Raw genomic sequence first — 26,136 nt, forward strand, 5'->3', positions numbered from 1 at the left:
AATTTTAGAGAAAAAAGAGGAATTAATCAGGCCCGGCCCCAGCCAGCGACGATAATCAACATGCCGCAGAAGGCAACAGATGCTCCTATCCAGTCGTAGGCACTTAATTTGATGCCATCAACCACACGTAACCATAACAACGCGGTCACGACATAAACGCCACCGTAAGCGGCATACACACGCCCACTGGCTGCCGGGTGGAGCGTCAACAACCAGACGAACATCGCCAGTGATAATGCTGCCGGAAATAGCAGGAATGCAGAGCCTTCGCGCTTTAACCACAGCCAGGGTAAAAAGCAGCCAATGATTTCGGCCAGAGCCGTTGCAAAAAATAACAAGGTTGTTTTGATCATATTGAACGTTGTCTGGGATAATGAGGTCAAATGTGCACCATCTGGTACGCATTGCGCACCGTGGTATATTTATAAGCTGCAAAATACTCTAAAGGAAACCGCAATGAACACAATCCTTCGCAAATATCTGTCGGTGGCTATGCCGCTGGCATTATTGCTGAGTGCGTTTGCGTTTGTCCAACCCGCGAATGCTCAGACCAATAAACTGATTATCGAGTCGGGTGACAATGCGCAAACTCGCCAAGATGCGGCGATGGACAAAGAGCAATGGAATGACACACGCTCTCTGCGCCAGAAAGTTAACAAACGCGCCGAAAAAGAATGGGACAAAACCGACGTCGCTTTTGATGCCCAGGACAATTGCCAGAAAAGCGCTAACGTCAACGCTTATTGGGAACCCAATACCCTGCGTTGCCTTGACCGCCGCACCGGTCGCGTTGTCGCTCCGTAACTGCACGACGTTAATCAATAAGGCTTCTTAAGAGAAGCCTTATGTCTTTGAAAGGAATTCAAATGAGCCAGGAACTCCCCATTAAACTTCGCCCGCTTGAGCGTGAAGATCTGCGTTTCGTTCACCAGCTTGATAACAATGCCAGCGTGATGCGCTATTGGTTTGAAGAGCCTTACGAGGCATTTGTCGAGCTGTCGGATCTTTATGACAAACATATTCACGATCAGAGCGAGCGTCGTTTTGTCATCGAATGTAATGGCGAAAAAGCAGGCCTGGTGGAACTGGTCGAAATCAACCATGTTCATCGCCGTGCCGAATTCCAGATAATCATCTCGCCTGATTATCAGGGCAAAGGCCTGGCATCACGTGCCGCAAAGCTTGCGATGGATTACGGATTTATGGTGCTCAATCTGTACAAGCTGTATTTGATTGTTGATAAAGAGAATGAAAAAGCCGTGCACATCTATAAGAAGCTCGGCTTTATGGTGGAAGGTGAGTTAATCCACGAGTTCTTTATCAATGGAGAATATCGCAACACAATTCGGATGTGCATTTTCCAGCATCAATATCTGGCGGGGCACAAAACTGCGGGCAATATTTTAAAACCGACTGCGCAGTAACCGAAACCCTGGCCCCCTGAAAGTGAGCGTGGTGCCAGGGTCTGGCGGCGGTTACGCCAGGTTCAGTGTCGCGCGATGTTTCGCGGATTCCATGCCCAGCTCAATCATTTCCATTACCTGAATGGCCTGCGCGGCAGGAACCGGGTTCTCACCGTGGCCCGTGAGTGCATCACGAATCCCCGCGTAGTAAGCCGGATAATTACCCGGCACGGTCAGCAACGTCTGCTCCGCCATCACCTCGCCCTGCGCCAGCGTTAACACGCCGTCGCGCATATCGTAACCCCAGTCTTCCTGCGGTAAACGCTCGCCCGCTTTCAGGCGATCTTCCTGTGGGTCGAGGCCATATTTGATGTAACTGCCACGCGCGCCATGCACGATGTAGCGTGCTGTTTCTGCTGCCGCCAGCAAAGTGCCGTGCAGCACAACGCGACGCTGCGGATACGCCAGCACCGCATGGAAGTAGTCCGTCGCCTGAGCGCCTGGGCGCAGTTGGCCTAAATCCACCGTCAGGCTGACAGGCAGTCCAAAAAGATTCAGCGCCTGGTCAATAAGATGTGGGCCTAAGTCATACCAAATCCCGCTCCCAACGCCCGCCTGCTCGCGCCAGCGGTTACGTACCTGCGGACGATAGCGGTCAAAATGAGATTCAAAATAGGCCACTTCACCCAGCGTACCGTCAGCCAGCAGCGCTTTCACGGTTAAGAAATCGCTGTCCCAACGGCGGTTGTGGAAGACAGAAAGCAATAAGCCACAGCTTTTCGCCAGTGCATCCAGTTCACGTGCTTGTGACAACGTCACGGTAAAGGGTTTATCGACAACGACATGTTTACCGGCTTCAAGCGCTGCTTTTGCCAGCGGGAAGTGGGTGTCGTTTGGGGTGGGAATGACGATTAAGTCGATATTTGGATCATTAAACAGATGATGAGGATCAGAGACTACCGGCATGTTTGGCCAGTCAGCATGAACTTTCGTGGCATCGCTGCTGGAAACACCGGCCAGAACCATGCCTGGTGTACCGACAATTAATGGCGCATGAAAAGTCTTACTGGCGTAACCGTAACCGATTAATCCGACACGAATGTTATCACTCATTTGCTTTCCTCATAATTTTGGACGACCTATTTGACACCATCCCTGTAATTGTAACAACAGGTAATTATATTGTTGCGAGCTAGTTGCACACTTACCAAACACCAGACAATTCGCGGGTGTCAGGAGGGTCAGGTGATGGCGTATGTGATGATGAAAACTCCTAAAAAGTCAATATCACGCTTTCTCCTGCAATAAAAACATGTATTTCCGTTTATTATTCATGCAAGTCAGAATCACCGCGTACCGCTTATTTTCTCTTTTGTATGGATAACCGCCTCTCATGACCGCTCTAGATTATTTAATGAAATTTCGCAAAATCAGCTCATCCGAAAGCCTGGAAAAACTCTTCGACCATCTTAATTACACTCTGACCGATAATAATGAATTGATGAATATGTATCGTGCTGCCGATCATCGTCGGGCTGAATTGGTTTCCGGTGGACGGCTGTTTGATTTAGGTTGTGTGCCAAAATCCGTCTGGCGATATGTGCTGTAGCGCAGCTTGCGGTAGCAAAGCGTTAAAAAAACCTTATAATCCTCCCGCCTTATGAATCTCATAAGGAAAGTCTTATTCTTTTTCGGGAGGTAACATGACGACAACGCAATTTCCTGGGCGATCACCCCGCATTGCAGGCTGGCTTCTTGCCCCTCTCGCCTGGCTTCTGATGACCTTACTCAGCAGCAGTATTGCCCTCGCCATTTATCTTATGATGCTCATCTCCCCAGAAAGCCATCGACTTATGAGCGCGCAAGGCCCCAAAATGGTGATGTTTTGGTACACCTCGATTGCCTGCGCAATTGCCATGTGGGGTTATACCGTGTGGTTGACTATCGCCTTCTTTAAACGTCGTAAGAATGTGGTCCGTCATTATATTCTTTGGTTATTGCTGTCGGTGTTGTTAGCGGTTAAAGCCTTCGCGTTTTCCCCAGTGAGTGACGATCTGGCATTACGTCAGCTGATGTTCCCGCTGTTAGCTGCGGCTTTGTTGGTCCCGTACCTCAAGCGTTCGCAACGCGTGAAGCAGACATTTATCAACCCGTAGTTTCGCCGTAATAACCCTATAAACGCCCAGTTGTCGTCATCGGTCGGTTAGACGATAATAGGCGGCTTTTTTTGTTTCAGGTCTCATTCATGACAGATTATTTGCTGCTCTTTGTTGGTACGGTACTGGTTAATAACTTCGTATTAGTGAAGTTTCTTGGCCTGTGTCCGTTTATGGGAGTTTCCAAAAAATTGGAAACGGCCATCGGCATGGGGCTGGCGACCACTTTTGTCCTCACCCTGGCGTCTATTTGTGCGTGGCTGGTCAACGAGTTGATCCTTATTCCTCTTGACCTCGTCTATTTGCGCACACTGGCGTTTATTCTGGTTATTGCCGTCGTTGTGCAATTTACCGAAATGGTGGTGCGCAAAACCAGCCCGGCGCTCTATCGCCTGCTGGGTATCTTTTTACCGCTAATCACCACTAACTGTGCGGTGCTGGGCGTCGCGTTGTTGAACATCAATCTCGGCCATAACTTCCTGCAATCAGCCCTTTATGGTTTTTCTGCCGCCGTGGGTTTCTCGCTGGTGATGGTGTTGTTTGCGGCTATTCGCGAACGTTTAGCGGTTGCCGACGTGCCCGCGCCATTTCGTGGCAATGCCATCGCGCTTATTACCGCCGGTTTGATGTCTCTGGCCTTTATGGGCTTTAGCGGGTTGGTGAAGTTCTGATGAGTACGATTTGGATTGCTGTTATTGCGCTGGGTCTGTTGGGTCTGGTCTTCGGGCTGATCCTCGGGTATGCCTCGCGTCGTTTTCGCGTCGAAGAAGACCCGATTGTCGATAAAATTGACGAACTGTTACCCCAGAGTCAATGCGGGCAATGCGGTTATCCAGGCTGCCGCCCTTATGCGGAAGCTGTGGGTAATCAGGGTGCAAAAATCAACTTGTGCGCACCTGGCGGTGAAGCCGTGATGCACAAAATTGCGACCTTACTTAACGTGGATCCCCAGCCCATTGAAGGCGATGCTCAGGCATTGGAACCCGTTCGCATGTTAGCCGTTATCGACGAACCGAATTGTATTGGCTGCACCAAGTGCATTCAGGCCTGCCCGGTGGATGCCATTGTCGGTGCCACTCGCGCCATGCATACCGTAATTAGTGACCTTTGCACCGGATGCAATTTATGTGTCGACCCATGCCCAACTCGCTGTATTGAGCTGCGCCCGGTCGAAACCACCACAGAAAGCTGGAAGTGGGATCTGCAAACCATCCCGGTTAGACTCATTCCGGTGGAGCAAAATGCTTAAGTTATTTACCCGTTTCAAAAAAGACAAAATCTGGGATTTCGATGGTGGCATTCATCCACCAGAAATGAAAACTCAGTCAAACGGCACGCCGCTGCGCCAGGTTCCTTTGCCACAAAAGCTGGTTATTCCGTTGAAGCAGCACATTGGTGCTGAAGGTGAACTGTGCGTGAAAGCCGGCGATTATGTGCTGCGTGGTCAACCTTTGACTCGTGGGCGTGGTCGCATGTTACCCGTTCATGCTCCCACTTCCGGAACCATCACCGCCATTGCGCCCCACTCGACCGCCCATCCTTCTGCATTGGCTGAGCTGAGTGTGATTATTGAAGCCGATGGCGAAGATACCTGGATTGAACGTGACGGCTGGCATGATTATGCGTCGCATAGCCGTGAAGAATTAATTGCGCGTATTCATCAATTTGGTGTTGCCGGTCTGGGCGGAGCAGGCTTCCCGACCGGAAACAAATTGCTCGGTGGTGGCGATAAAATCGACACGCTGATCATCAATGCCGCGGAATGCGAGCCTTACATTACCGCCGATGACCGCCTGATGCAGGATTGCGCGGCGCAAATCATCGACGGCGTACGTATTCTTACGCATATTTTGCAGCCAAAGCGCGTGTTAATTGGCATTGAAGATAACAAGCCGCAGGCCATTTCGATGATGCGTGCGGTGCTTTGCAATACGCACGGTATCGAGTTGCGGGTGATCCCAACCAAATATCCGTCTGGTGGCGCAAAGCAACTCACTCAAATTCTTACCGGGAAACAAGTTCCACAAGGTGGCCGCTCGTCTGATATTGGCGTGCTGATGCAAAACGTCGGCACCGCTTTTGCCGTGAAACGCGCCGTTATGGATGGAGAACCGTTAACCGAGCGTGTGGTGACGTTAACCGGCGGTGCCGTTCAGCAACCGGGAAATGTCTGGGCGCGTCTGGGAACGCCAGTCCGCCATCTGTTGGATTTTGCCGGATTCCGTCCGGGTCATGATCAGCAAGTGATTATGGGCGGGCCGTTAATGGGCTTTAGCCTGCCGTGGCTGGATGTTCCTGTCGTCAAAATTACCAACTGTTTGCTGGCACCTTCCACTCTCGAAATGGGTGAGCAACAAGAAGAACAGAGCTGCATTCGTTGCAGCGCCTGCGCTGATTCCTGCCCGGCAGATCTTTTGCCACAGCAACTCTACTGGTTTAGCCGTGGGCAACAGCACGATAAAGCGCAGGCCCATAATCTCAAAGATTGCATCGAATGCGGGGCTTGCGCCTACGTTTGCCCAAGCAATATTCCGCTGGTGCAATATTTCCGTCAGGAAAAAGCCGAGATACGTGAAATCGAGCTGGAAGCCAAACGCACCGCTGAAGCCAAAGAGCGCTTTGAAGCGCGCCAGGCGCGGCTCGAACGCGAAAAAGCCGCTCGCCTTGAGCGCCATAAACAAGCAGCCGTTCAACCTACAGCTAAAGATAATGATGCCATTCAGGCCGCTCTCGCCCGGGTGAAAAGCAAGAATGCGCAAGGCAATGAGCCGATTGTTATCAAAGCCGGAACCTTGCCGGACAACCAGCAAGTGATTGCCGCCCGCGAAGCGCGTAAAGCGCAGGCGCGCGCTCGTCAGGTTGAGAAAGAAGCGCAAGAAATTCCAGCAGAAACCGGTGTTGTTGATCCGCGTAAAGCCGCGGTCGAAGCAGCGATTGCCCGAGCGAAAGCACGCAAAGCGGCACAAGCAAACGAAGCAGCAACAGCCCCGGTCGAAGTGGCTAAAGCCGAAACGGTTGATCCGCGCAAAGCGGCGGTCGAAGCCGCCATTGCCCGAGCGAAAGCCCGTAAAGCCGCGAAGGCCGAACAACAATCTGAAGAAACACCTGCCGAAGAACAAGATCCGCGTAAAGCCGCCGTTGCCGCGGCAATTGCTCGTGTCCAGGCACGAAAAGCAGCGCAACAAATGGCATCAGAGGAATAAATGGTTTTTAAGATAGCAAGCTCCCCTTATACCCATAACCAACGCAGCACATCGCGAATTATGCTGCTGGTGACTTATGCCACTTTGCCAGGAATGGCAATGCTGTGGTACTGGTTTGGCTGGGGCAGTCTGGTGCAAATCGCATTAGGTATTTTGACGGCTGTCGCCGCTGAACTGCTGGTGCTCAAACTGCGTAAGCAGCCGCTACGGATCCTGGGCGATAATTCTGCCGCGCTTACCGGCCTGTTACTTGGCATCAGTATTCCCCCGTTTGCTCCTTGGTGGATGGTCATCCTCGGCACGGTGTTCGCCGTGATTATCGCGAAACAATTATATGGCGGCCTGGGGCACAACCCGTTTAACCCGGCAATGGTCGGTTATGTGGTGTTGTTGATTGCCTTCCCGGTGCAAATGACATCCTGGTTGCCACCGCATACGCTTGCCGCAACGGTACCTGGTTTTGCCGACTCGCTGCACGTAATATTTTCTGGCACGACGGCGGCTGGCGATACCATGTCGCAGTTGCGGATGGGTATAGATGGTATAAGTCAAGCCACCCCGCTCGACACGTTTAAAACCGGATTACGCGCCGGGCATTCCGCCACCGACCTGTTGCAAGAGCCGATTTATACCGGCGTGCTGGCGGGAATTGGTTGGCAGTGGGTGAATCTCGCATTCCTTGTAGGCGGGCTGTTCTTACTGGTGAAAGGTGCCATTCGCTGGCATATTCCGGTCAGTTTTCTTCTGGCGCTGGCGGTGTGTTCCACCCTGGGCTGGATGTTTGCTCCGGAAAAATGTGCATCACCGCTGATCCATCTGTTCTCTGGCGCAACGATGCTGGGTGCATTCTTTATTCTCACCGACCCCGTTACCGCCTCGACAACCAATCGTGGGCGTCTGATTTTCGGCGCGCTGGCCGGTTTGCTGGTCTGGCTGATTCGCACCTACGGCGGTTATCCTGATGGCGTCGCGTTTGCTGTTCTGCTGGCTAACATCACCGTGCCGTTGATTGATTACTACACCCGCCCTCGTGCTTACGGGCATCGCTAAGGATTCGTCATGCTGAAAACAATGCAAAAACATGGCGTGACTCTGGCGCTGTTTGCCGCGCTGGCAACAGGACTTACCGCAGTCGTTAACGCGCTGACCAAAGGCACCATCGAACAACAAGCCGTTGCTCAACAGAAGGTGTTGTTCGATCAGGTGATTTCATCCGATAGTTACGACAACAATATTCAGGCCAGTTGCGTGGTGGTGAACAATTCGCCATTAGGCAAAGGCGATCGCGAAATCTATGTTGCGCGTAAAGGTTCGCAGCCGGTAGCCGTGGTCATGGAAGCGACTGCACCCGATGGCTATTCTGGCGCTATTCAGTTGCTGGTCGCTGCGGATTTTAACGGCAAAGTATTGGGCTCACGAGTGACCGAACACCATGAAACACCGGGCCTGGGTGACAAAATCGAAACGCGCCTGAGCGACTGGATTACCCATTTTGCGGGTAAAACCATTCAGGGTAATGATGACCCGAGCTGGGCGGTGAAGAAAGACGGCGGTCAGTTTGATCAGTTTACCGGCGCGACGATTACCCCGCGCGCAGTTGTCAATGCGGTTAAACGTGCGGGATTGTTCGCAAAAACATTACCCTCTCAAGTAGATAATTTACCTGTTTGTGGAGCACAACCATGAGCGAAGTAAAAGATATTGTCGTTCAGGGGCTATGGAAAAATAACTCCGCGCTGGTGCAGTTACTGGGCCTGTGCCCGCTGCTGGCGGTAACATCCACAGCCACCAACGCCCTGGGACTTGGCCTTGCCACCACATTGGTATTAGTGCTAACCAACAGCGCGGTTTCAGCACTCCGACGCTGGGTTCCTGCTGAAATTCGTATACCGATTTACGTGATGATTATCGCGTCGGTGGTCAGTACCGTACAGATGTTGATCAATGCTTACGCCTACGGTTTGTATCAGTCGCTGGGGATTTTTATTCCTCTGATTGTGACCAACTGCATTGTGATTGGCCGCGCCGAAGCTTTTGCCGCTAAAAGTAGCGTACCGCTTGCCGCTCTCGATGGGTTTGCCATCGGCATGGGGGCTACCAGCGCGATGTTTGTTCTCGGCTCGCTGCGTGAAATTATTGGCAACGGTACGCTGTTTGATGGGGCTGATGCGCTGTTAGGCAACTGGGCAAAAGTGCTGCGTATTGAAGTGTTCCATACCGATACGCCGTTCCTGCTGGCCATGCTGCCGCCAGGGGCATTTATTGGTTTGGGTTTGATGCTTGCTGTTAAATATCTTATTGATGAAAGAATGAAAACGCGCCGCGCAGCGAAAGCTGTCGCCACGGAAGGACATCCAGAGAAAGCGTAATGAATAAGAGCAAACGGTTAGAGATCCTCACGCGCCTGCGTGACAACAATCCTCATCCTACGACAGAGCTGCAATTCAGTTCGCCGTTTGAGCTGCTGATAGCCGTGTTGTTGTCCGCGCAGGCGACAGATGTCAGCGTCAACAAAGCCACGGCAAAACTGTATCCGGTTGCAAATACACCGCAGGCGATGTTGGAGATGGGCGTGGATGGCATCAAGTCGTATATCAAAACCATCGGCCTGTTTAACAGCAAGGCTGAGAACGTGATTAAGACCTGTCGGATGCTAATTGAATTGCATAATGGCGAAGTCCCGGAAGACCGTGCCGCGCTGGAAGCGTTACCGGGCGTAGGGCGTAAAACAGCAAACGTGGTGCTTAATACCGCGTTTGGCTGGCCGACCATCGCGGTAGATACCCATATCTTCCGCGTTTGTAACCGCACGAACTTCGCGCCGGGTAAAAATGTTGAGCAGGTAGAGGAAAAACTGCTGAAAGTGGTTCCGGCAGAATTTAAAGTCGATTGCCATCACTGGCTTATCCTTCACGGTCGTTATACCTGTATCGCCCGTAAGCCGCGCTGTGGCTCGTGTATCATCGAAGATCTTTGCGAATACAAAGAGAAAGTCGATATCTGATTTCTTCCGCCTGCGGCATTCGTGGCAGGCCGGTTCAATGCTCCATTCCTCCTCTCTTCCTATTCGCCATATTCAGTTGCTTTGTTCTGCAAATCATTGCCGCCTCGTTTACATCCTGCGGTGAATAATTACCCGAACAGGTTAATCATTTTTTTACGATAAGAATTTTCCATAACTATGTGACGCAGATCACACTGATAACCTGATGTTAAATTTAAGTCATCAAAATGAAACAAATAACCTCTTATTCACCAGTGAATACTCAACTTAGGCAGTACAATAGCCTGCACATATCTTTACACCCCGCCCATATCACTACACATTCGCCTTTAGAGCAGAATATATAACTAAATTGATTTAATTTTGATATTCCAGCAGAGAATAAATTGGTAAAGCGCATTTTGATAAAATTTAACGCTGAATAACAAATTGCTTTTCGGTGCTTTATTCCGCCTCGGATATATGTAACAGATTATTACAAACCTCTTGCCTGATTGCGCAGGATAGTGAACATTACCCGCCGTTTCCCCTTCCTTATAACTAAAAAAGCGAATGCCCACCCGGCATGACGCTTAGAAAACTCCTGTTAAAGTGGGATGTAAAAAAAAGAGGTATATGTGTCGACTGCAAACCAAAAACCAACAGAAAGCGTAAGTCTGAACGCTTTCAAACAACCAAAATCGTTCTACCTGATTTTCTCTATCGAGTTGTGGGAGCGTTTTGGCTACTACGGCCTGCAAGGCATCATGGCCGTTTACCTGGTCAAAATGCTGGGTATGTCCGAAGCTGACTCCATCACCCTGTTCTCTTCCTTCAGCGCGCTGGTCTACGGAATGGTCGCTATTGGTGGTTGGTTGGGCGATAAAGTTCTCGGCACCAAGCGTGTCATTGTGCTCGGCACAATCGTTCTGGCTATCGGTTACGCGCTGGTAGCTTACTCCGGCCACGATGTTGCCGTTGTTTATATGGGTATGGCGACAATCGCTGTGGGTAACGGTCTGTTCAAGGCTAACCCGTCTTCCCTGCTTTCTACATGCTATGAAAAAGACGACCCGCGTTTGGACGGTGCATTTACCATGTACTACATGTCCATCAACATCGGTTCATTCTTCTCTATGTTGGCTACACCATGGCTGGCAGCGAAGTATGGCTGGAGTGTTGCGTTCTCTCTGAGCTTCGTGGGTATGCTGATTACCCTCGTGAACTTCATGTTCTGTAAGAAGTGGGTGAAGAACCACGGTTCCAAACCTGACTTCCAGCCTGTTCACTTCGGTAAACTGGCCACGACTATTGTCGGCGTTCTGGTGCTGGTTACCGCAGCAACCTGGCTGCTGCACAACCAGGGTATCGCACGTATGGTTCTGGGCGTAGTCGCTCTGGGCATCGTGGTTATCTTTGCTAAAGAAACCTTCGCCATGAAAGGCACAGCGCGCCGTAAGATGATTGTTGCGTTCATCCTGATGGTTGAAGCGATCGTGTTCTTTGTGCTGTATAGCCAAATGCCAACCTCTCTGAACTTCTTTGCTATTCGTAACGTTGAGCACTCCATTCTGGGTATCGCGTTTGAACCAGAGCAGTTCCAGGCACTGAACCCATTCTGGATCATGATTGGTAGCCCGATTCTGGCTGCAATCTATAACAAAATGGGCGACCGCATCCCAATGCCGCACAAGTTCGCATTCGGTATGGTTCTGTGCTCCCTCGCGTTCCTGGTGCTGCCAGTCGGTGCTAAGTTTGCATCCGATGCGGGTATCGTTTCAGTAAGCTGGTTGATCCTGAGCTATGCGCTGCAAAGTATTGGCGAATTGATGATTTCTGGTCTGGGTCTGGCGATGGTTGCACAATTGGTGCCACAGCGTCTGATGGGCTTCATCATGGGTAGCTGGTTCCTGACGACTGCTGGTGCGGCAATCATTGCAGGTAAAGTTGCCAACCTGATGGCTGTACCGGAAAACGTGACAGATCCATTGCAGTCACTGGCAGTTTACGGTCACGTATTCATGCAAATCGGTATTGCTACCGCTGTTATCGCGGTTCTGATGATGATTACGGCACCGAAACTGAGCCGTATGGCACAGAGTGACGAAAAAGCTGAAACCACCACGGAAACAGCCACCGCGTAATGTAGCGGGAAACATGATTTTTTCAGCCGTTAGCTTTTCGCTAACGGCTTTTTTTTTGCCCGTTTGCGCACTAACATAGGGTATCTTAGCGCCCTATAGGAGTTCAGTAATGAAACTGTATTATAAAGCTGGTGCCTGTTCCCTCTCCCCCCACATCATCCTGCGCGAAACCGGTGTAGATTTCTCCCTCGTCAAAGTCGATTTAGCGGCAAAGAAAACCGAAACGGGTGACGATTATCTTGAAGTGAATGCCAAAGGCCAGGTTCCGGCACTGGTACTTGATGACGGTTCGCTGCTGACTGAAGGGGTTGCGATTGTGCAGTTCCTCGCAGATAAAGTGCCTGACCGCCAGTTGCTCGCTCCCGCAGGCAGCATGACGCGCTACCATACGCTCGAGTGGCTTAACTACATTGCGACAGAGCTTCACAAAGGCTTCTCGCCATTATTTAATCCAGCAACGCCTGACGATTTCAAAACACTTACGCGTGCCGCACTTGAGAAAAAATTCAAATACGTCAACGAAGAGTTGAATGACAAACAGTGGCTGATGGGTCTGCGTTTTAGCGTGGCGGATGCGTATCTGTTTACCGTATTGCGCTGGGCGCAGGCATTGAAACTCAATCTGGAAGGGTTGAGCAACATCGACGCGTTTATGGAGCGTATGAAAGCGCGTCCGGCAGTGGCGGCGGCGTTAACAGCTGAAGGGATTTAATCTGCTTGACGTGAAAACGCCCTCTACTGAGGGCGTTTATGTTTTACAGTTTCACCGCAGTGAAATAATGCTCAGGTTTCGCAATACCTTCTTGCGCCGCAACCAGTTGGAGTTCGTACTCTTCCATTTTCTTCGTCACGACCATCACGTCATAAACCGCAGCAGTAACGTGCTCAAGCGCTTCGCGAAGTGTGGCTCCCTGCAACAACTTCACCAGCAACAGGCCACTTGTCACATCGCCTACACCAACTGGCTGGCGCTCACCAAAGTCCACCAACGGACGGTGAATATGCCAGGCTTCATCGGCTGTCACCAACAACATCTCAAAGCGATCTTGCTGATAAGCGGCACGTGCCAGATGTTTCACCAGGACAATTTGCGGGCCTTTGGCGATGAGTTCACGCGCCGTGGCAACCGCTTCTTCAACGGTATTCACTGCATGGCCGCTGAGAATTTCAAGCTCAATCAGGTTTGGCGCAATAATATCGCTGGCAGGCAGCGCATAGCGCGTATGGAATTCGGCTACACCAGGTGCGACGATACAACCCTTTTCAGGGTGCCCCATAACCGGATCACAGAAATACTTCGCCTGCGGATTCGCTTCTTTCACTTTGCGCACGATAGAAAGAATGTGTTCACCCTGCTCCGCAGAGCCAAGATAACCACTCAGCACCGCATCACAACGCTGCAACTGACCGATATCTGCAATTCCCTGCACAATCTCACTGAGATGGCTGGCAGGCATGACGTCGCCTGTCCATTTTCCGTATTGGGTGTGATTGGAGAACTGAACGGTGTTCAGCGACCACACATTGGCGCCCAGGCGGCGCATCGGGAATTCGGCAGCACTATTACCTGCATGACCAAAAACCACATGGGACTGGATGGCAAGAATGTTTTTCATTTCTCTACTCGGGCTACTCTGGGGATATATCGCAAAAATAAAGGGCGTGGTTTCCCACGCCCTTCTGGTCTTTCTTAATTACTTCCAACAAACGAGGCAGTAATTTTTCTTACCCCGGCGCAGCAAGGTGTAGCGATTGAACAGAATATCGCTATCAGCAAAGGTATATTCCGGGTCGGACTGCTTCTCACCGTTAATGGTGATAGCATTTTGCGCGATAGTTTTACGCGCCTGACCACGAGAGGGTTGCAGTTCAGAATCGACCAACGCTTGCTGTAAATCAGCGCCGCGTTCCATTTCAACCATTGGCACGCCGTCCTGAGCCAGTTGTTCAAGGTCAGCTTCGGTCAAATCGCTCAGGTTGCCGTTAAACAGGCTGCTGGTAATACGTTTCGCCGCTTCCAGACCTTCTTCACCGTGAACCAGACGAGTCACCTGCTCTGCCAGCACATATTGCGCACGCGGAGCCGCACCACTGTTTTTGTCTTCTTCTTCCAGCGCGTCGATTTCTGCCAGGCTCATGAAGGTGAAGAACTTCAGGAAGCGATAAACGTCGGAGTCTGCGGTGTTAATCCAGAATTGGTAGAATTTGTACGGGCTGGTTTTCTTCGGATCAAGCCATACCGCGCCGCCTTCGGTTTTACCGAATTTGGTGCCATCAGATTTGGTGATTAGCGGCACAGTCAAACCAAACGCTTGCTGCTGGTGCAGACGGCGGGTCAAGTCGATACCAGAGGTGATGTTACCCCACTGATCGGAACCGCCAATTTGCAGAACCACGCCGTGCAGTTTGTTCAGGCAGGCGAAGTCGTAACCTTGCAGCAGATTGTAGGAAAACTCGGTAAAGGAGATACCCACATCATCACGGTTCAGACGTTGCTTCACCGCTTCTTTGTTGATCATCTGGTTTACGGAGAAGTGCTTACCAATATCACGCAGGAAGGTCAGAACATTCATTCCGCCAAACCAGTCGTAGTTATTCGCCGCAACCGCTGAGTTTTCGCCACAGTCAAAATCGAGGAATGGTGCAACCTGGCGGCGGATTTTTTCAACCCACTCTTGCACGGTATCTTCGGTATTCAGTTTGCGCTCGGAGGCTTTAAAACTTGGATCGCCAATCAGGCCTGTAGCACCACCCACCAGCGCAACCGGTTTGTGACCCGCTTCCTGGAAGCGTTTCAGGCACAGCAGTGGAACCAGATGGCCCAAATGCAAGCTGTCAGCGGTAGGATCAAAGCCGCAATACAGAGCAATTGGCCCTTGCGCCAGTCGCTGTGCTAACGCTTCTTCATCCGTTACCTGGGCGACTAAGCCCCGCTCTTGCAATTGTTTTATCAAATTGATGCTCGCCATCAAATTCTCCATCTATATACGACTGCACCTTTACCGGTACACGGTTTTTCGCCTGGTGGCGAAAGGAGTTAATTTCTTAGGGGACATATAATAGAGAGCTGGCACGTGGAGTACCAGCGCTTAACACAACAAATTCCTGATGCTACGGAGCCAGACGGTCTATTTTCCAGGCACTGCCGTCACGCTGGTATAAAAAACGATCGTGCAGGCGATGTTCACCGCCCTGCCAGAATTCCATTTGGTCAATCGTTACGCGATATCCGCCCCAGAAACTCGGCAGTGGAATTTCGCCCTGCTGGAATTTTTGTTTTAGTTCGAGGAATTTACTTTCCAGAATACCGCGCGCGGAAATACGGCTGGATTGTTTTGAAACCCAGGCGCCGATTTGGCTATCACGCGGACGGCTGTGGAAATATTTCAGCACTTCAATGGTGGATAAGCGTTCCGCCGTTCCCTGCACCATGACCTGGCGATCGAGCATATGCCACGGGAAGTGCAGACTGATTCGAGGATTCGTTTCCAGGTGATGGGCTTTGCGTGAACCAAGGTTGGTGTAAAACACAAGCCCTCGTTCATCGAAGTGTTTGAGCAAAACAATGCGCTGATATGGCTGGCCGTTTTCATCAACGGTTGCCACTACCATCGCGGTAGGATCGGCAAGTTTTGCATCACATGCCTGAGCTAACCAGCGCTCAAACAAAGGCAGTGGTTGTTCGGTAAGATCAGTGCGGCGCAACCCACCTTTGGTGTATTCGCGGCGCAAATGCGCAATTTGTTGCAAAGAGTCGTTATCAGACATGGCTTTACGTCAGGCAATTGTCAGGTGGAGCTATTGTGCGCTCCACCCTCAAAAATCTCAACGCTTAGGATTTTGTAACTGGCAGTTATCTAACACCACCGTGTCTTTACGATAAACCGTGGCGGTATCGCCTTTCGACCAGAACACGTACACCCCGTCGGTATAACGCGTGCCCGAGGCTGACAGACCCTGAGTCAGCGACAGGTATTCGTTGTCGTAGACAAAGTTGACCATCTGTTTCTGATTATTAAGTTTAACGGTAAGGGGTTTTTCGTCGCACTGATATTGCAGGGTATCGGTCTGCATACGCTCAACAAAGGTGTTGTAATAGCTGCATCCGGCGAGCATGAAAGGAATAGTGGCAATAAGTAGTTTTTTCATCTGCATGTCCTGAAGTTCTTATAATTTCTTATAAAAGGGGGAGCTTAGCGTCCCCCATCACTTCAGTTTAGAGTTTTAGTGCTGTTGTGAATTTCAGTTAACTCCGATTCTTCAGGGAAGATGGAGCGGGTTTGCGGGAAATATGGCACCAATCACGCTAGCGGCTGTTGCACCGGTCACGGACGGCAGATTTCCCGGCAGGCCCGACATAGTGCGGTACGCAAGCCAGGCGAATGCCAGTGCTTCCATGTCATCGCCGCTAATGCCCGCATCATCAGTGGTTGTCACTTCGATTCCAGGCAGCAAACCACCTAAACGCGCCATGAGTAGCGGGTTACGGCTCCCGCCACCGCACACCATCAGGCGTTCACAACCACCGCTTAATAAAACCTGCTCGGAAATAGTCACCGCGGTGAGTTCCGTGAGTGTGGCCTGAACATCTTCCCCGGCAAGCCCTGGGAATGCAGCCAACTGGCGCTCGAGCCAACCATAGTTGAAATACTCGCGACCGGTGCTTTTAGGCGCAGGCATGGCAAAATACGGGTCACTAAGCATTTGCTGCAATAGAGGAATGATAACTTTACCGCTGCTCGCCCATTCGGCGTCTTTATCGTACGCCTTGCCGCGCTGACGCCAGATCCATGCATCAATCAGCATATTTCCGGGGCCGGTATCAAACCCACGAATGGGTTGTTCCGGTATCAGCAAAGAAAGGTTGGCAATCCCACCGATGTTGAGCACCATGCGGTGTTCGGTCGGATGGGCTAATAAAGCATGATGGAATGCCGGAACCAGGGGCGCGCCTTGTCCACCAAGCGCCATATCGCGGCGGCGAAAATCCCCTACGACTGTTACACCGGTGCGCGCAACAATTTGGTTGTTATCACCAATTTGCATCGTGTGCGGCGCATCACCTTGCGGTTCATGCCAGACGGTTTGCCCGTGGCACCCGATAGCCGTGATGTCGGTATAAGTCAGCCCCTGTTCATTCATCAACGTTTGCACCGCTTCGGCGAACAATTTCCCCAGGCGATTATCGAGCTGCCCAAGCTGAGAAAGCGTTAACTGCTGCCCCTGACAGATTGCCAGAATGGCATTTTTGATATCTAAAGGAATCGGGTGGCTGTAACTCGCCTGCTGCGCAACAAGATGCTCATCAATCGCTGCCAGAACGACATCAATACCGTCCAGACTGGTGCCCGACATCACACCGATATAACGCCCTGATTTCATCTGTTACTCCTGTAGATTCGCCATTTTAGGGGGTAAACTCCATCATAAATTAGCACTCAATTCGATGATTCATTAATACTTTTTAACAACAATGCCTGTGTCACAAAGAATATTGCGCTGGTTTAGGCACGGTTAAGTTAAGGTTTTTTAGTATCAATGCCATAATGCATCTGAACTAATTTTAAATTCAGCACCTAAATACCATATAATTTATCCATGAAGGATGCTCAGTTGGGCGTTTCAGGTGTTCAGGAGAGTCAAAAAATGATTTCACGTGTACTGGCAGTAACATTAGTTGGGTTAACTTTGGCTGGTTGCAGCAACACCAGTTCACTTTCCGGCGACGTGTACAGCGCCTCTGATGCCAAACAAGTGCAGAGCGTCACGTACGGTACGTTGGTTTCTGCTCGCCCTGTTCAGATTCAGGCAGGAAATGATTCAAACGTGATGGGTGCGATTGGCGGGGCTGTTCTGGGTGGCTTCCTGGGTAACACCGTCGGCGGCGGTACCGGTCGTTCACTGGCAACAGCTGCGGGTGCAGTAGCAGGTGGCGTGGCAGGTCAGAGTGTTCAGGGTGCGATGAACAAAACTCAGGGTGTTGAGCTGGAAATTCGTAAAGATGACGGCAACACCATTCTGGTCGTACAAAAACAAGGCGACACTAAATTCTCTGCGGGTCAACGTGTGAGAATCGCTAGTAACGGCAGCCAGACCACTGTTTCACCGAACTAATTAATGCTTCTATAAAGCAGAAAGCCTCGCTTTGCAGCGAGGCTTTCGATAAAAAAATCATTCTTTCGTCTGTAAATCAACGATGTTTTTTTCCAGCCGGTTTATCAGGTTAAGCAACAGTGTCTGCTCTTCGGGGCTGATACCCAACAGAATTTCATCGCGCGTCTTTTTGATAACCGTTTCCATCTCCGTGATGATGGGATCTGCCCGCTCAGTGAGTTTAATACGCTTCGCGCGACGGTCGTTCGCACAAGTCTGACGAGAAATAAGACCTTTCTCCTCAAGTTGATCAAGTGTTCTGACCAATGATGGTTGCTCAATGCCGATCGCTTTGGCCAGTTGAATCTGTGACTGCTCGGGCGGCAACTGATGAATATTGTGCAACGTAACCCAATGCGTTTGTGTCAATTCAAGTGGTTTCAGGCGATGGTCAATCAGAGCACGCCAAATGCGCACCAATCGTGCCAGATCTGATCCTAATGGCGATTCCAATTTCATCTCCTTATAATTAGCTTGCTAACATATTATACTGATTTTAAACTACTGTGCAGGCTTTAATTGAAAAAACAAAATCCTTATTTTTGCTGACGTTATGCAACCAGCTATACTTTTAGTTTACATCTAAGTCAGGGGAAACGGCAGTCGTCCCCGGAATTTTAAAGGATTATCTGACGTGAGCTTTAATTTACTGACCTCAGGCTTACCCATTCAGGACCTGATTTTGGGTGCTTCTATCTACTTTCCCCCTCTTTTTAAAGCGGTTCTCGTTGGTTTTTTTATCTGGCTCATCCTGCATCATTTGTTACGTGACTGGATGTATTCCGGCGAAATCTGGCATCCGACATTAATGGATTTGTCGTTATTCTCACTCTCTGTCAGTGCAGGCCTGGTCATTCTGGTGGTGTGGTAAAGCATGAATATGAAAACAATTAAGTATTTTTCCACGCTGCTGGTTTTTGCTGTAGCCATCATTGTTGGCTGGATGTTATGGAATTATTACATGCAATCACCGTGGACGCGAGATGGGAAAGTTCGCGCAGAGCAAGTCAGCATTACGCCGCAAGTTTCAGGGACCATTACAAAGCTTAATATTGAAGATAATCAGTTCGTCAAAGCGGGTTCGACTTTGTTCACCATTGACGTCACGCCTTACCACATTGCCGAACTCAACGCGCAGGCGCAGTTAGCCCAGGCGCAGTCTGAACTGGGCAAGGCCAGCAACGAAGCCAAACGCCGCCGTAATTTGCCGCGCAACTATATTTCTGCCGAAGCTATGGACACCGCCAATATCAATGTGAAAGCCGCTCAAGCCGCAGTAAAAGCGGCTGAAGCCACGCTTGAACAGGCAAGATGGCAGATTACGCAAACGACCGTGACCGCGCCCGTTGATGGCTGGGTGACAAATCTTTCAACACGAACCGGCAATTACGCCACCGCCGGGCAGCCGGTATTTGCGCTGGTCGATAGCCACTCTTTTTATGTTGTTGGTTATTTTGAAGAGACCAAACTTCGCCATATCCAACCCGGCAACGCCGCTCAAATCGTGTTGTATAGCGGCCATATTCCTTTAAGCGGCAAAGTACAAAGCATTGGCCGCGCCATCTACGATCAGAGTGTTGAAAGCGACAGCAATTTAGTGCCGGATATCAAACCCAACGTGCCCTGGGTGCGACTGGCCCAACGTGTTCCGGTGCGCATCAAGCTCGATGAGATTCCGCAAGGAGTCACATTAGTATCCGGCACCACCTGCACTGTATCCATTAAGCACTGACAGCACTGATGAAACTCTCAGCGTTGGCATGGCAAAATACGCCCTGGGGCAAAGCAAACGCCGGGCAATGGCGCTACGCCCTGCGTAATGCGATTGCGATGTGTCTGGCATTGACCATCGCTTATTACCTGAATTTAGATGAGCCCTACTGGGCAATGACTTCAGCGGCGGTCGTGAGCTTCCCTACCGTCGGCGGCGTGGTCAGTAAAAGTCTGGGGCGCGTGGCAGGCAGTTTGATTGGTGCTATGGCCTCGCTGATTATTGCCGGGAATACGCTAAACGACCCGTGGTTGTTTACTTTTGCTATGGCTGCGTGGCTGGCGCTGTGCACCTGGAGCTCAAGCCATTTCCAGAATAACGTCGCGTATGCCTTTATGCTGGCGGGCTACACCGCCGCGATTATCGCTTTCCCGATGGTGAATACGGTTGAAACCACGCAGCTGTGGGATATTACTCAGGCACGTGTTTGCGAAGTTATCGTCGGGATTTTATGCGGTGGTTTTATGATGATGGTGCTGCCCAGCACCTCTGATGGCACCACGCTGCTGAGTGCGCTGCGAAATATGCATGCCCGTTTGCTGGAACACGCGTCGATGCTGTGGAAACCAGAAACCACCGATGCGATTCGCATGGCGCACGAAGGGGTTATCGGGCAGATTCTGACCATGAATCTTTTAAGGATTCAGGCGTTCTGGAGCCATTATCGTTTTCGCCGCCAGAATAATTTGCTCAATTATCTGATTCATCAACAACTCCGCCTCACCAGTGTTATCTCCGGCCTGCGTCGGATGTTGATGAACTGGCCTGACCCGCCAGAAAATTTATGGCCAGTCCTGGAAGCCTTAATTAAAGAGCTGGCGCGGGAGGATACTCATAAATATCACATCGCCCGCCTGTTACAGCAGATTGCCCCCGGGGTCGATGATGACTATCGGTATCAGGCGTTCTGGCATCGTCTGCGTTATTTCTGCTGGTTGTATCTGAACAGTTCGCGATGGTTGCGTGAACTGGAAAATGCGACGCCGGTATCAGAGCTAGAACCACCGAAAACTCCGCCACTGGCGCGGCATACCGATAACACCGAGGCCTTGTGGAGCGCAGTTCGCACCTTCTGCGTAATCACCGTGACCGGAGCCTGGTGTATCAGCACCCAATGGGATGGCGGGAGCGGTGCGCTATCGCTGGCGGCAATAAGCTGCGTGCTCTATTCGTCTGTCGCCTCGCCGCTTAATTCGCTCACCTTGCTGATGCGCACATTGCTGTGGCTATCGCTATTTAGCTTCCTGGTGAAATTCGGCCTGATGGTGCAAATCACCGACCTCTGGCAGTTCCTGATTTTCTTATTGCCGCTGCTGGCGACCATGCAGTTACTCAAGCTACAACAACCCAAGCTGGCGGGCTTATGGGGGCAACTGATCGTTTTCATGGGTTCGTTTATCGCAGTGACCAACCCGCCGGTTTATGACTTTGCAGATTTCCTGAATGATAATCTGGCAAAAGTGATAGGCGTGGGCCTTTCGTGGGTGGCGTTTTCCATTCTGCGACCGGGTTCAGACACGCGGAAGAGTCGCCGCCATATTCGGGCCTTGCGACGTGGTTTTGTCGATCAGTTAAGCCGCAAACCCGTCCACACGGAAAACCAATTTGAATCGCTGGCCTATCACCACATTAGCCAACTGAGTAACAGCAAAGATGAAACGGCGCGCCGCTGGCTGTTGCGTTGGGGAGTGGTGTTACTGAACTGCTCGCATGTAGTCTGGCAATTGCGGAGTTGGGAAACACGGTCCGACCCGCTTTCGCAGGTGCGTGATGTGTGTATTCATACCTTGCGGGACGTGATGAGTGAACGTGGGGTTCAGCAACGATCGCTGGCAGCAACATTGCAGGAATTACAGAAAATGTCGGACACGCTTGCGCATCACCATAATGCGGATGCCCGAGAACTCGCCGGAATCATCTGGCGGCTTTATTGTTCGCTTTCCCAACTGGAACAAGCGCCACCTGCCGGAACGTTGGCAGGCAGCCACTAGTTTTACTGGATAACGCCGCAAGCGTAGCGCGCCCCACCACCGCCAAGTGGTTTCGGTTGATCGGACATATTATCGCCATCAACATGCACCATTAACGCCTTGCCTTTTACATCATCGAGTTTTTTCAGACGCGGTGCTGTAACGGGCTGGGTGGCGCTGCCGTCGTTATCGACCACCAGCACGGGTAAATCACCCAGATGACCCACACCCATTGGACCCATATGTTTGCCAGTATGTTCAGGATCAAGATGCCCACCGGCCGCTTCAGCGGCTGAAGGTTTGCCATCTTTCATAGCAGCATCACAGCTGCCTTTGGCGTGGACATGGAACCCATGGTCGCCAGGGGGAAGTGTTCGCAGGTCCGGTGCAAAAACCAGTCCTTTATCGGTCTCGGTGATTTTGACATTGCCAAGAGAGTGACCAATCCCCTCAGCCGTGACGAGATTCATTTGAACGTCGGTGCTTGCAGCGTGAGCTGCTCCACAACTCAATAAGACCAGTAACGCCAGACTCATTCGCTTCATATTTATCTCCCGGATTCATGTTTACCCTGTTAAGCATAGGCCAGACAGGTGGAATCCTCCGGGAGATAACTATTTTTGCGGGTTATGGCACGTCGTAACCCAGAGCGGCTTTACGAATGCGGAACCATTGTTGACGGCTCATATCCAGGCTCAGAGAATGAATGGCTGAACGCACACGTTCAATTTTACCGGAGCCGATAATTGGCAACGGTTTAGACGGCAAACGCATCACCCATGCGTAAACCACTTGCTCGATAGTTTCAGCACCCATCTCATTTGCTACCGCTTGTAACTCATCACGCAGCGGCTGGAAGGCTTCGTCATTAAACAGGCTACCACCGCCCAGACATGACCATGCCATCGGATGAACGCGCAACTGCTGGCATTGATCCAGCGTGCCATCAAGAATAGTCGGCTGATGTACCGGAGAAATTTCCACCTGATTGGTCGCCAGCGTAAACGGCAGACGCGATTGCAACAATGCAAACTGAGCGGGTGTGAAGTTTGAAACGCCAAAGTGACGCACTTTGCCGCTCTGATGCAGCATAGTGAACGCTTCCGCCACTTCGTCAGCATCCATTAAAGGATCAGGACGGTGAATTAACAGCAGGTCCAGATAGTCAGTGGCCAGGTTCTGAAGTGACTTTTCCGCGCTGCTGATGATGTGAGATTTGTCGGTGATGTAGTGCCCCAAAGCGTGATCGGGTTTTGCCGTGGTAGCAATCCCACACTTCGTAACGATTTCCATTTTTTGACGCAGATGCGGAGCCAGGCGCATTGCCTCGCCAAACGCGGCTTCACATTGATAACCACCATAGATATCAGCGTGGTCAGCAGTGGTAATACCCAGGTCGACATGCTCTTCAATAAAGCTGGCCAGTTGAGGGGCGGACATATTCCACTCCATCAAACGCCAATACCCCATCACCAGACGGGAAAGTTCTGGTCCCTGCGGGGAAATCGTAATGCGCTGTACCATAAAGCCTGTCCTCAGTGTTAAATGAATTCTGCGACTGAGTATAGAGGGATCAGGGAATTAAAAAAGTGAAGGTTGTTGCGGTTCTTCGGGGGATGCGCTCTTGTTTGCACGTAATTTACGCATTAAACGCTGGCGGCATAAACGTAGCACTTCTTGTTTTTGCCCATCGCTCAGTTGCTGCCACTGAAAGCGCTCGTCACGGCTGCGCATACACCCACGGCAAAAGCCGCGCTCATCTGACTGGCAGATCCCGCGACACGGACTTTGTATCGGGAAAAACTCTAACTGTTCAGACACTCGCCAACCTCTTCAAGCACATTGCTTCAATTGAAGCCTGACACGCAGAATGTTGCAAGCGATGCGGAGAAATTAAGGTTCGCCTAATCTTATTAAATTAGTCTACGTCCATTATATTCGTGTCGTACGGGCGTTATGGAAATCAATAAAAGGTTACGGTGTAACGACTCCAGATTTAACCTGTGCTGTGCCCTTTTCTTTACTTTGATTAATTCACTGTTCATAAAACGCGCATGGGACATCATTGCCGCGGACTCATTTCACAGCTGGATATTCGCCATTTCCGTGCCCGTGGTTTTGTTCAGCGCCTGGTTATCCCTCTTCAATCTGATTAATTTTCCGTGGATACGTAAGCCACTGCTGGTGATATTGGTGATGGGTTGTGCGGCGAACAATTACTTTATGTTTACCTGTGGTGCAGTCATTGACTCTCATATTGTAAGTAGCGTCTTTGAAACCGACTCCCATAACGCATCCGGGTTAATAACCCCGCCATTACTGCTCTGGATCGGGCTGGCTGGACTGGTATCCGCATTGTTTCTGTCAGCGATTAAAATCCAGGCTTCACGCTGGTGGTACACCCTACTCATCCGCCTGGTCGGCGTTCTGGCGGGACTGTTGATCATTATTCTGGTGGCTTCAGTTTTTTATAGCGATTACGCATCGCTGTTCATTAGTCACAAAAACATCGTAAAAATTTTACCCTAAAAACTTGCGTTAGACCGACTGGTCTATTACAGTCTTTCCCCATGAACAGACATCCTGACCATGACACACGCGAACACCTCCTTGCGACCGGCGAGCAGCTTTGCCTGCAACGCGGGTTCACTGGCATGGGGTTGAGCGAATTGTTAAGCACTGCCGAAGTCCCGAAAGGATCTTTCTACCATTACTTTCGCTCTAAAGAAGCGTTTGGCGTGGCGATGCTGGAGCGCTATTACACGGCTTATAACCTGCGATTGCAGCAGCACTTTTCCTGTGGCGTGGGAACGTACCGCGAAAGATTGTTGGCCTGGTATCAGGAAACTGTTAACTGGTTTTCCCAACACGGTAGCCTGATCAGCTGTTTGACGGTCAAACTTTCGGCGGAGGTTTGCGACCTTTCAGAAGATATGCGTGCGTCGCTGAATCAAGGCTCGGCACAGATTGTTTCCCAGCTTGCAGATGCACTGGAAAAAGGTCACGCAGAGAAAAGCCTGAAATTGACCGATTCCGCGTTCAGCCAGGCTCAGGTGATTTATGCCCTTTGGCTCGGAGCGAGCTTGCAGGCGAAGATTTCACGTAGCGCGATACCGCTGGAATGCGCCCTCGCTCACGTCACTCAATTATTAGCGGAGCCTGTCTCCTGACAGGCTTTTATTTCAGTACTTTTTATTTAATCAAACAGTAGACGACCGGTCTATTAGAGGCGTTTTATATGTCAGCAGATAAATTATTTACTCCACTAAAAGTGGGTGCTATTACCGCCCCGAACCGTATTTTTATGGCTCCACTGACCCGACTGCGCAGCATCGTACCGGGTGATATCCCTACGCCGTTGATGGGTGAATATTACCGCCAGCGTGCCAGCTCAGGGCTTATCATCAGTGAAGCGACGCAGATTTCAGCGCAAGCGAAAGGTTATGAAGGCGCACCAGGTTTGCATAGCGATGAGCAAATTGCTGCCTGGAAGAAAATTACGGCGGGCGTTCACGCCGCAGATGGCCGTATTGCTGTGCAACTGTGGCATACCGGTCGTATTTCCCACACCAGTATTCAGCCTGGCCAGCAAGCACCGGTTGCTCCATCTGCACTTTCTGCCGGTACCCGCACTTCGCTTCGTGATGAAAACGGCCATGCCATTCGCGTCGATACATCCATGCCGCGCGCACTTGAGCTCAATGAAATTCCAGGCATCGTGAATGACTTCCGCCAGGCGGTAGGAAACGCACGTGACGCTGGTTTTGATATGGTTGAACTGCACTCTGCACACGGTTATTTGTTGCACCAGTTCCTCTCGCCATCCTCTAACCATCGCACCGATGAGTACGGCGGTAGCCGTGAAAACCGCGCGCGCCTGGTGCTGGAAGTGGTTGATGCTGTGAGCAAAGAATGGAGCGCTGACCGTATTGGTATTCGTGTCTCTCCAGTCGGTTCATTCCAGAATGTGGACAACGGCCCGGATGAAGAAGCCGATGCGTTGTATCTGATTGAAGAACTGAACAAACGTGGCATTGCTTATCTGCACATGTCTGAACCAGACTGGGCCGGCGGCAAGCCATACACCGAAGCATTCCGTCAGAAAGTACGCGAATGTTTCAACGGTGTGATCATTGGTGCAGGCGCTTATACCCCAGAAAAAGCAGAAGCATTAATCGAAAAAGGTTTGATTGACGCTGTCGCGTTTGGCCGTGATTACATCGCGAACCCTGATTTGGTTGAGCGCCTGCATCGCAATGCAGAACTCAACGCCCAGCGCCCTGAAACCTTCTACGGCGGTGGCGCTGAAGGTTATACCGATTATCCGACCTTATAATCAGAGTCTTCCGTTGA

General features: G+C 50.9%; 31 protein-coding genes. 20 read left to right on the forward strand and 11 right to left on the reverse strand.

The features are described from left to right. Positions 1–26 precede the first annotated feature (26 nt). Positions 27–353 carry a YnfA family protein gene (locus GBAG_RS10385; protein WP_034495750.1) on the reverse strand — a complete coding sequence of 109 codons (327 nt, stop codon included), beginning with the start codon at positions 351–353 and terminating at the stop codon, positions 27–29. A 103-nt stretch (positions 354–456) separates the two neighbouring features. On the opposite strand from GBAG_RS10385, the gene GBAG_RS10390 reads away from it, so the two are divergent. Together GBAG_RS10390 and speG are read left to right on the forward strand one after the other, a co-directional pair. Continuing rightward, entirely contained in the window at positions 457–804 is a 348-nt protein-coding gene (locus GBAG_RS10390; protein ID WP_034495751.1) for a DUF1283 family protein, read from the forward strand. 62 nt (positions 805–866) lie between these two features. Next, a complete protein-coding gene (gene speG, locus GBAG_RS10395; protein ID WP_034495752.1) occupies positions 867–1,424 on the forward strand; it encodes a spermidine N1-acetyltransferase in 558 nt (185 codons plus the stop codon). A 51-nt stretch (positions 1,425–1,475) separates the two neighbouring features. Here speG and GBAG_RS10400 read toward each other — a convergent pair whose 3' ends face one another. Continuing rightward, positions 1,476–2,516 (reverse strand): oxidoreductase, encoded by a 1,041-nt coding sequence (locus GBAG_RS10400; RefSeq protein ID WP_034495753.1) that lies wholly within the window; start codon positions 2,514–2,516, stop codon positions 1,476–1,478. 280 nt (positions 2,517–2,796) lie between these two features. Here GBAG_RS10400 and ydgT point away from each other — a divergent pair, with 280 nt between their 5' ends. The 11 genes from ydgT to gstA all read left to right on the forward strand — a co-directional run bounded on the left by ydgT (position 2,797) and on the right by gstA (position 12,601). Next, positions 2,797–3,012, forward strand: a complete 216-nt coding sequence (ydgT, locus tag GBAG_RS10405; protein ID WP_034495755.1) for a transcription modulator YdgT — start codon at positions 2,797–2,799, stop codon at positions 3,010–3,012. A 94-nt stretch (positions 3,013–3,106) separates the two neighbouring features. Beyond that, positions 3,107–3,559, forward strand: a complete 453-nt coding sequence (locus GBAG_RS10410; protein WP_034495756.1) for a DUF2569 domain-containing protein — start codon at positions 3,107–3,109, stop codon at positions 3,557–3,559. An 89-nt stretch (positions 3,560–3,648) separates the two neighbouring features. Beyond that, positions 3,649–4,230, forward strand: a complete 582-nt coding sequence (rsxA, locus tag GBAG_RS10415; protein WP_034455395.1) for an electron transport complex subunit RsxA — start codon at positions 3,649–3,651, stop codon at positions 4,228–4,230. After that, on the forward strand, positions 4,230–4,808 hold the full coding sequence (gene rsxB, locus GBAG_RS10420) for an electron transport complex subunit RsxB (protein WP_034495758.1): 579 nt from the start codon (positions 4,230–4,232) through the stop codon (positions 4,806–4,808). Before rsxA ends, rsxB begins: the two co-directional genes overlap by 1 nt. Beyond that, a complete protein-coding gene (gene rsxC, locus GBAG_RS10425; RefSeq protein WP_034495759.1) occupies positions 4,801–6,762 on the forward strand; it encodes an electron transport complex subunit RsxC in 1,962 nt (653 codons plus the stop codon). Before rsxB ends, rsxC begins: the two co-directional genes overlap by 8 nt. Further along, positions 6,763–7,812 (forward strand): electron transport complex subunit RsxD, encoded by a 1,050-nt coding sequence (rsxD, locus tag GBAG_RS10430; RefSeq protein WP_034495760.1) that lies wholly within the window; start codon positions 6,763–6,765, stop codon positions 7,810–7,812. It abuts the gene before it with no gap. A gap of 9 nt (positions 7,813–7,821) precedes the next feature. Beyond that, positions 7,822–8,448 carry an electron transport complex subunit RsxG gene (gene rsxG / locus GBAG_RS10435; RefSeq protein WP_034495762.1) on the forward strand — a complete coding sequence of 209 codons (627 nt, stop codon included), beginning with the start codon at positions 7,822–7,824 and terminating at the stop codon, positions 8,446–8,448. Next, on the forward strand, positions 8,445–9,131 hold the full coding sequence (locus GBAG_RS10440) for an electron transport complex subunit E (RefSeq protein ID WP_034495763.1): 687 nt from the start codon (positions 8,445–8,447) through the stop codon (positions 9,129–9,131). Before rsxG ends, GBAG_RS10440 begins: the two co-directional genes overlap by 4 nt. Then, on the forward strand, positions 9,131–9,766 hold the full coding sequence (gene nth, locus GBAG_RS10445) for an endonuclease III (RefSeq protein ID WP_034495764.1): 636 nt from the start codon (positions 9,131–9,133) through the stop codon (positions 9,764–9,766). The genes GBAG_RS10440 and nth overlap by 1 nt, the downstream gene beginning before the upstream one ends. Before the next feature lie 617 nt (positions 9,767–10,383). Continuing rightward, entirely contained in the window at positions 10,384–11,889 is a 1,506-nt protein-coding gene (gene dtpA / locus GBAG_RS10450) for a dipeptide/tripeptide permease DtpA (RefSeq protein WP_034495765.1), read from the forward strand. Positions 11,890–11,998: 109 nt separating this feature from the next. Beyond that, entirely contained in the window at positions 11,999–12,601 is a 603-nt protein-coding gene (gene gstA, locus GBAG_RS10455) for a glutathione transferase GstA (RefSeq protein WP_034495767.1), read from the forward strand. A gap of 43 nt (positions 12,602–12,644) precedes the next feature. Here the strand turns inward: gstA and pdxY are convergent, their stop codons facing one another. The 5 genes from pdxY to anmK form a co-directional block, all read right to left on the reverse strand. Next, positions 12,645–13,505, reverse strand: coding sequence for a pyridoxal kinase PdxY (gene pdxY, locus GBAG_RS10460; protein ID WP_034495768.1), 861 nt, complete (start codon positions 13,503–13,505; stop codon positions 12,645–12,647). A gap of 78 nt (positions 13,506–13,583) precedes the next feature. Then, a complete protein-coding gene (gene tyrS, locus GBAG_RS10465) occupies positions 13,584–14,858 on the reverse strand; it encodes a tyrosine--tRNA ligase (RefSeq protein WP_034495770.1) in 1,275 nt (424 codons plus the stop codon). Positions 14,859–15,000: 142 nt separating this feature from the next. Further along, the gene (gene pdxH / locus GBAG_RS10470) at positions 15,001–15,657 is read right to left on the reverse strand and encodes a pyridoxamine 5'-phosphate oxidase (RefSeq protein ID WP_034495771.1); all 657 of its coding nucleotides are present in this window, start codon (positions 15,655–15,657) and stop codon (positions 15,001–15,003) included. Positions 15,658–15,714: 57 nt separating this feature from the next. Beyond that, a complete protein-coding gene (gene mliC / locus GBAG_RS10475) occupies positions 15,715–16,038 on the reverse strand; it encodes a C-type lysozyme inhibitor (RefSeq protein WP_051873692.1) in 324 nt (107 codons plus the stop codon). 111 nt (positions 16,039–16,149) lie between these two features. Next, positions 16,150–17,271: an anhydro-N-acetylmuramic acid kinase gene (anmK, locus tag GBAG_RS10480; RefSeq protein WP_034495774.1), complete on the reverse strand. Its 1,122-nt coding sequence runs from the start codon at positions 17,269–17,271 to the stop codon at positions 16,150–16,152. A gap of 264 nt (positions 17,272–17,535) precedes the next feature. Here anmK and slyB point away from each other — a divergent pair, with 264 nt between their 5' ends. Next, a complete protein-coding gene (gene slyB / locus GBAG_RS10485; RefSeq protein ID WP_034495775.1) occupies positions 17,536–18,003 on the forward strand; it encodes an outer membrane lipoprotein SlyB in 468 nt (155 codons plus the stop codon). Positions 18,004–18,060: 57 nt separating this feature from the next. Here the strand turns inward: slyB and slyA are convergent, their stop codons facing one another. Next, positions 18,061–18,495: a transcriptional regulator SlyA gene (gene slyA / locus GBAG_RS10490; RefSeq protein ID WP_115631824.1), complete on the reverse strand. Its 435-nt coding sequence runs from the start codon at positions 18,493–18,495 to the stop codon at positions 18,061–18,063. A 181-nt stretch (positions 18,496–18,676) separates the two neighbouring features. Between slyA and GBAG_RS10495 the strand changes: the two genes are divergently transcribed. Genes GBAG_RS10495 through GBAG_RS10505 form a run of 3 tightly spaced genes read left to right on the forward strand, consistent with a single transcriptional unit; the run spans position 18,677 to position 21,804 of the window. After that, on the forward strand, positions 18,677–18,913 hold the full coding sequence (locus GBAG_RS10495; RefSeq protein WP_034495778.1) for a DUF1656 domain-containing protein: 237 nt from the start codon (positions 18,677–18,679) through the stop codon (positions 18,911–18,913). A 3-nt stretch (positions 18,914–18,916) separates the two neighbouring features. Further along, positions 18,917–19,774: an efflux RND transporter periplasmic adaptor subunit gene (locus GBAG_RS10500; RefSeq protein WP_034495780.1), complete on the forward strand. Its 858-nt coding sequence runs from the start codon at positions 18,917–18,919 to the stop codon at positions 19,772–19,774. An 8-nt stretch (positions 19,775–19,782) separates the two neighbouring features. Next, positions 19,783–21,804 carry an FUSC family protein gene (locus tag GBAG_RS10505; protein ID WP_034495781.1) on the forward strand — a complete coding sequence of 674 codons (2,022 nt, stop codon included), beginning with the start codon at positions 19,783–19,785 and terminating at the stop codon, positions 21,802–21,804. Positions 21,805–21,806: 2 nt separating this feature from the next. Here the strand turns inward: GBAG_RS10505 and sodC are convergent, their stop codons facing one another. From sodC to GBAG_RS10520, 3 genes are all read right to left on the reverse strand, one after another. Beyond that, positions 21,807–22,328: a superoxide dismutase [Cu-Zn] SodC gene (gene sodC / locus GBAG_RS10510; RefSeq protein ID WP_034495782.1), complete on the reverse strand. Its 522-nt coding sequence runs from the start codon at positions 22,326–22,328 to the stop codon at positions 21,807–21,809. A gap of 82 nt (positions 22,329–22,410) precedes the next feature. Next, complete coding sequence (locus tag GBAG_RS10515) at positions 22,411–23,307, reverse strand: aldo/keto reductase (RefSeq protein ID WP_034495783.1); 897 nt, start codon at positions 23,305–23,307, stop codon at positions 22,411–22,413. Between the two features lie 57 nt (positions 23,308–23,364). Continuing rightward, positions 23,365–23,604, reverse strand: coding sequence for a DUF1289 domain-containing protein (locus GBAG_RS10520; protein WP_034495784.1), 240 nt, complete (start codon positions 23,602–23,604; stop codon positions 23,365–23,367). Positions 23,605–23,889: 285 nt separating this feature from the next. On the opposite strand from GBAG_RS10520, the gene GBAG_RS10525 reads away from it, so the two are divergent. The 3 genes from GBAG_RS10525 (at position 23,890) to nemA (ending at position 26,119) form a co-directional block, all read left to right on the forward strand. After that, positions 23,890–24,312, forward strand: a complete 423-nt coding sequence (locus GBAG_RS10525; protein WP_246864870.1) for a phosphoethanolamine transferase domain-containing protein — start codon at positions 23,890–23,892, stop codon at positions 24,310–24,312. Positions 24,313–24,353: 41 nt separating this feature from the next. Further along, positions 24,354–24,953 (forward strand): TetR/AcrR family transcriptional regulator, encoded by a 600-nt coding sequence (locus GBAG_RS10530; protein WP_034495785.1) that lies wholly within the window; start codon positions 24,354–24,356, stop codon positions 24,951–24,953. 68 nt (positions 24,954–25,021) lie between these two features. Continuing rightward, complete coding sequence (gene nemA / locus GBAG_RS10535; protein ID WP_034495786.1) at positions 25,022–26,119, forward strand: alkene reductase; 1,098 nt, start codon at positions 25,022–25,024, stop codon at positions 26,117–26,119. The last annotated feature ends 17 nt before the right edge of the window (positions 26,120–26,136 follow it).

The sequence above is a fragment of the Buttiauxella agrestis ATCC 33320 genome, assembly GCF_000735355.1.
In the GTDB taxonomy this organism is placed as follows: domain Bacteria; phylum Pseudomonadota; class Gammaproteobacteria; order Enterobacterales; family Enterobacteriaceae; genus Buttiauxella; species Buttiauxella agrestis.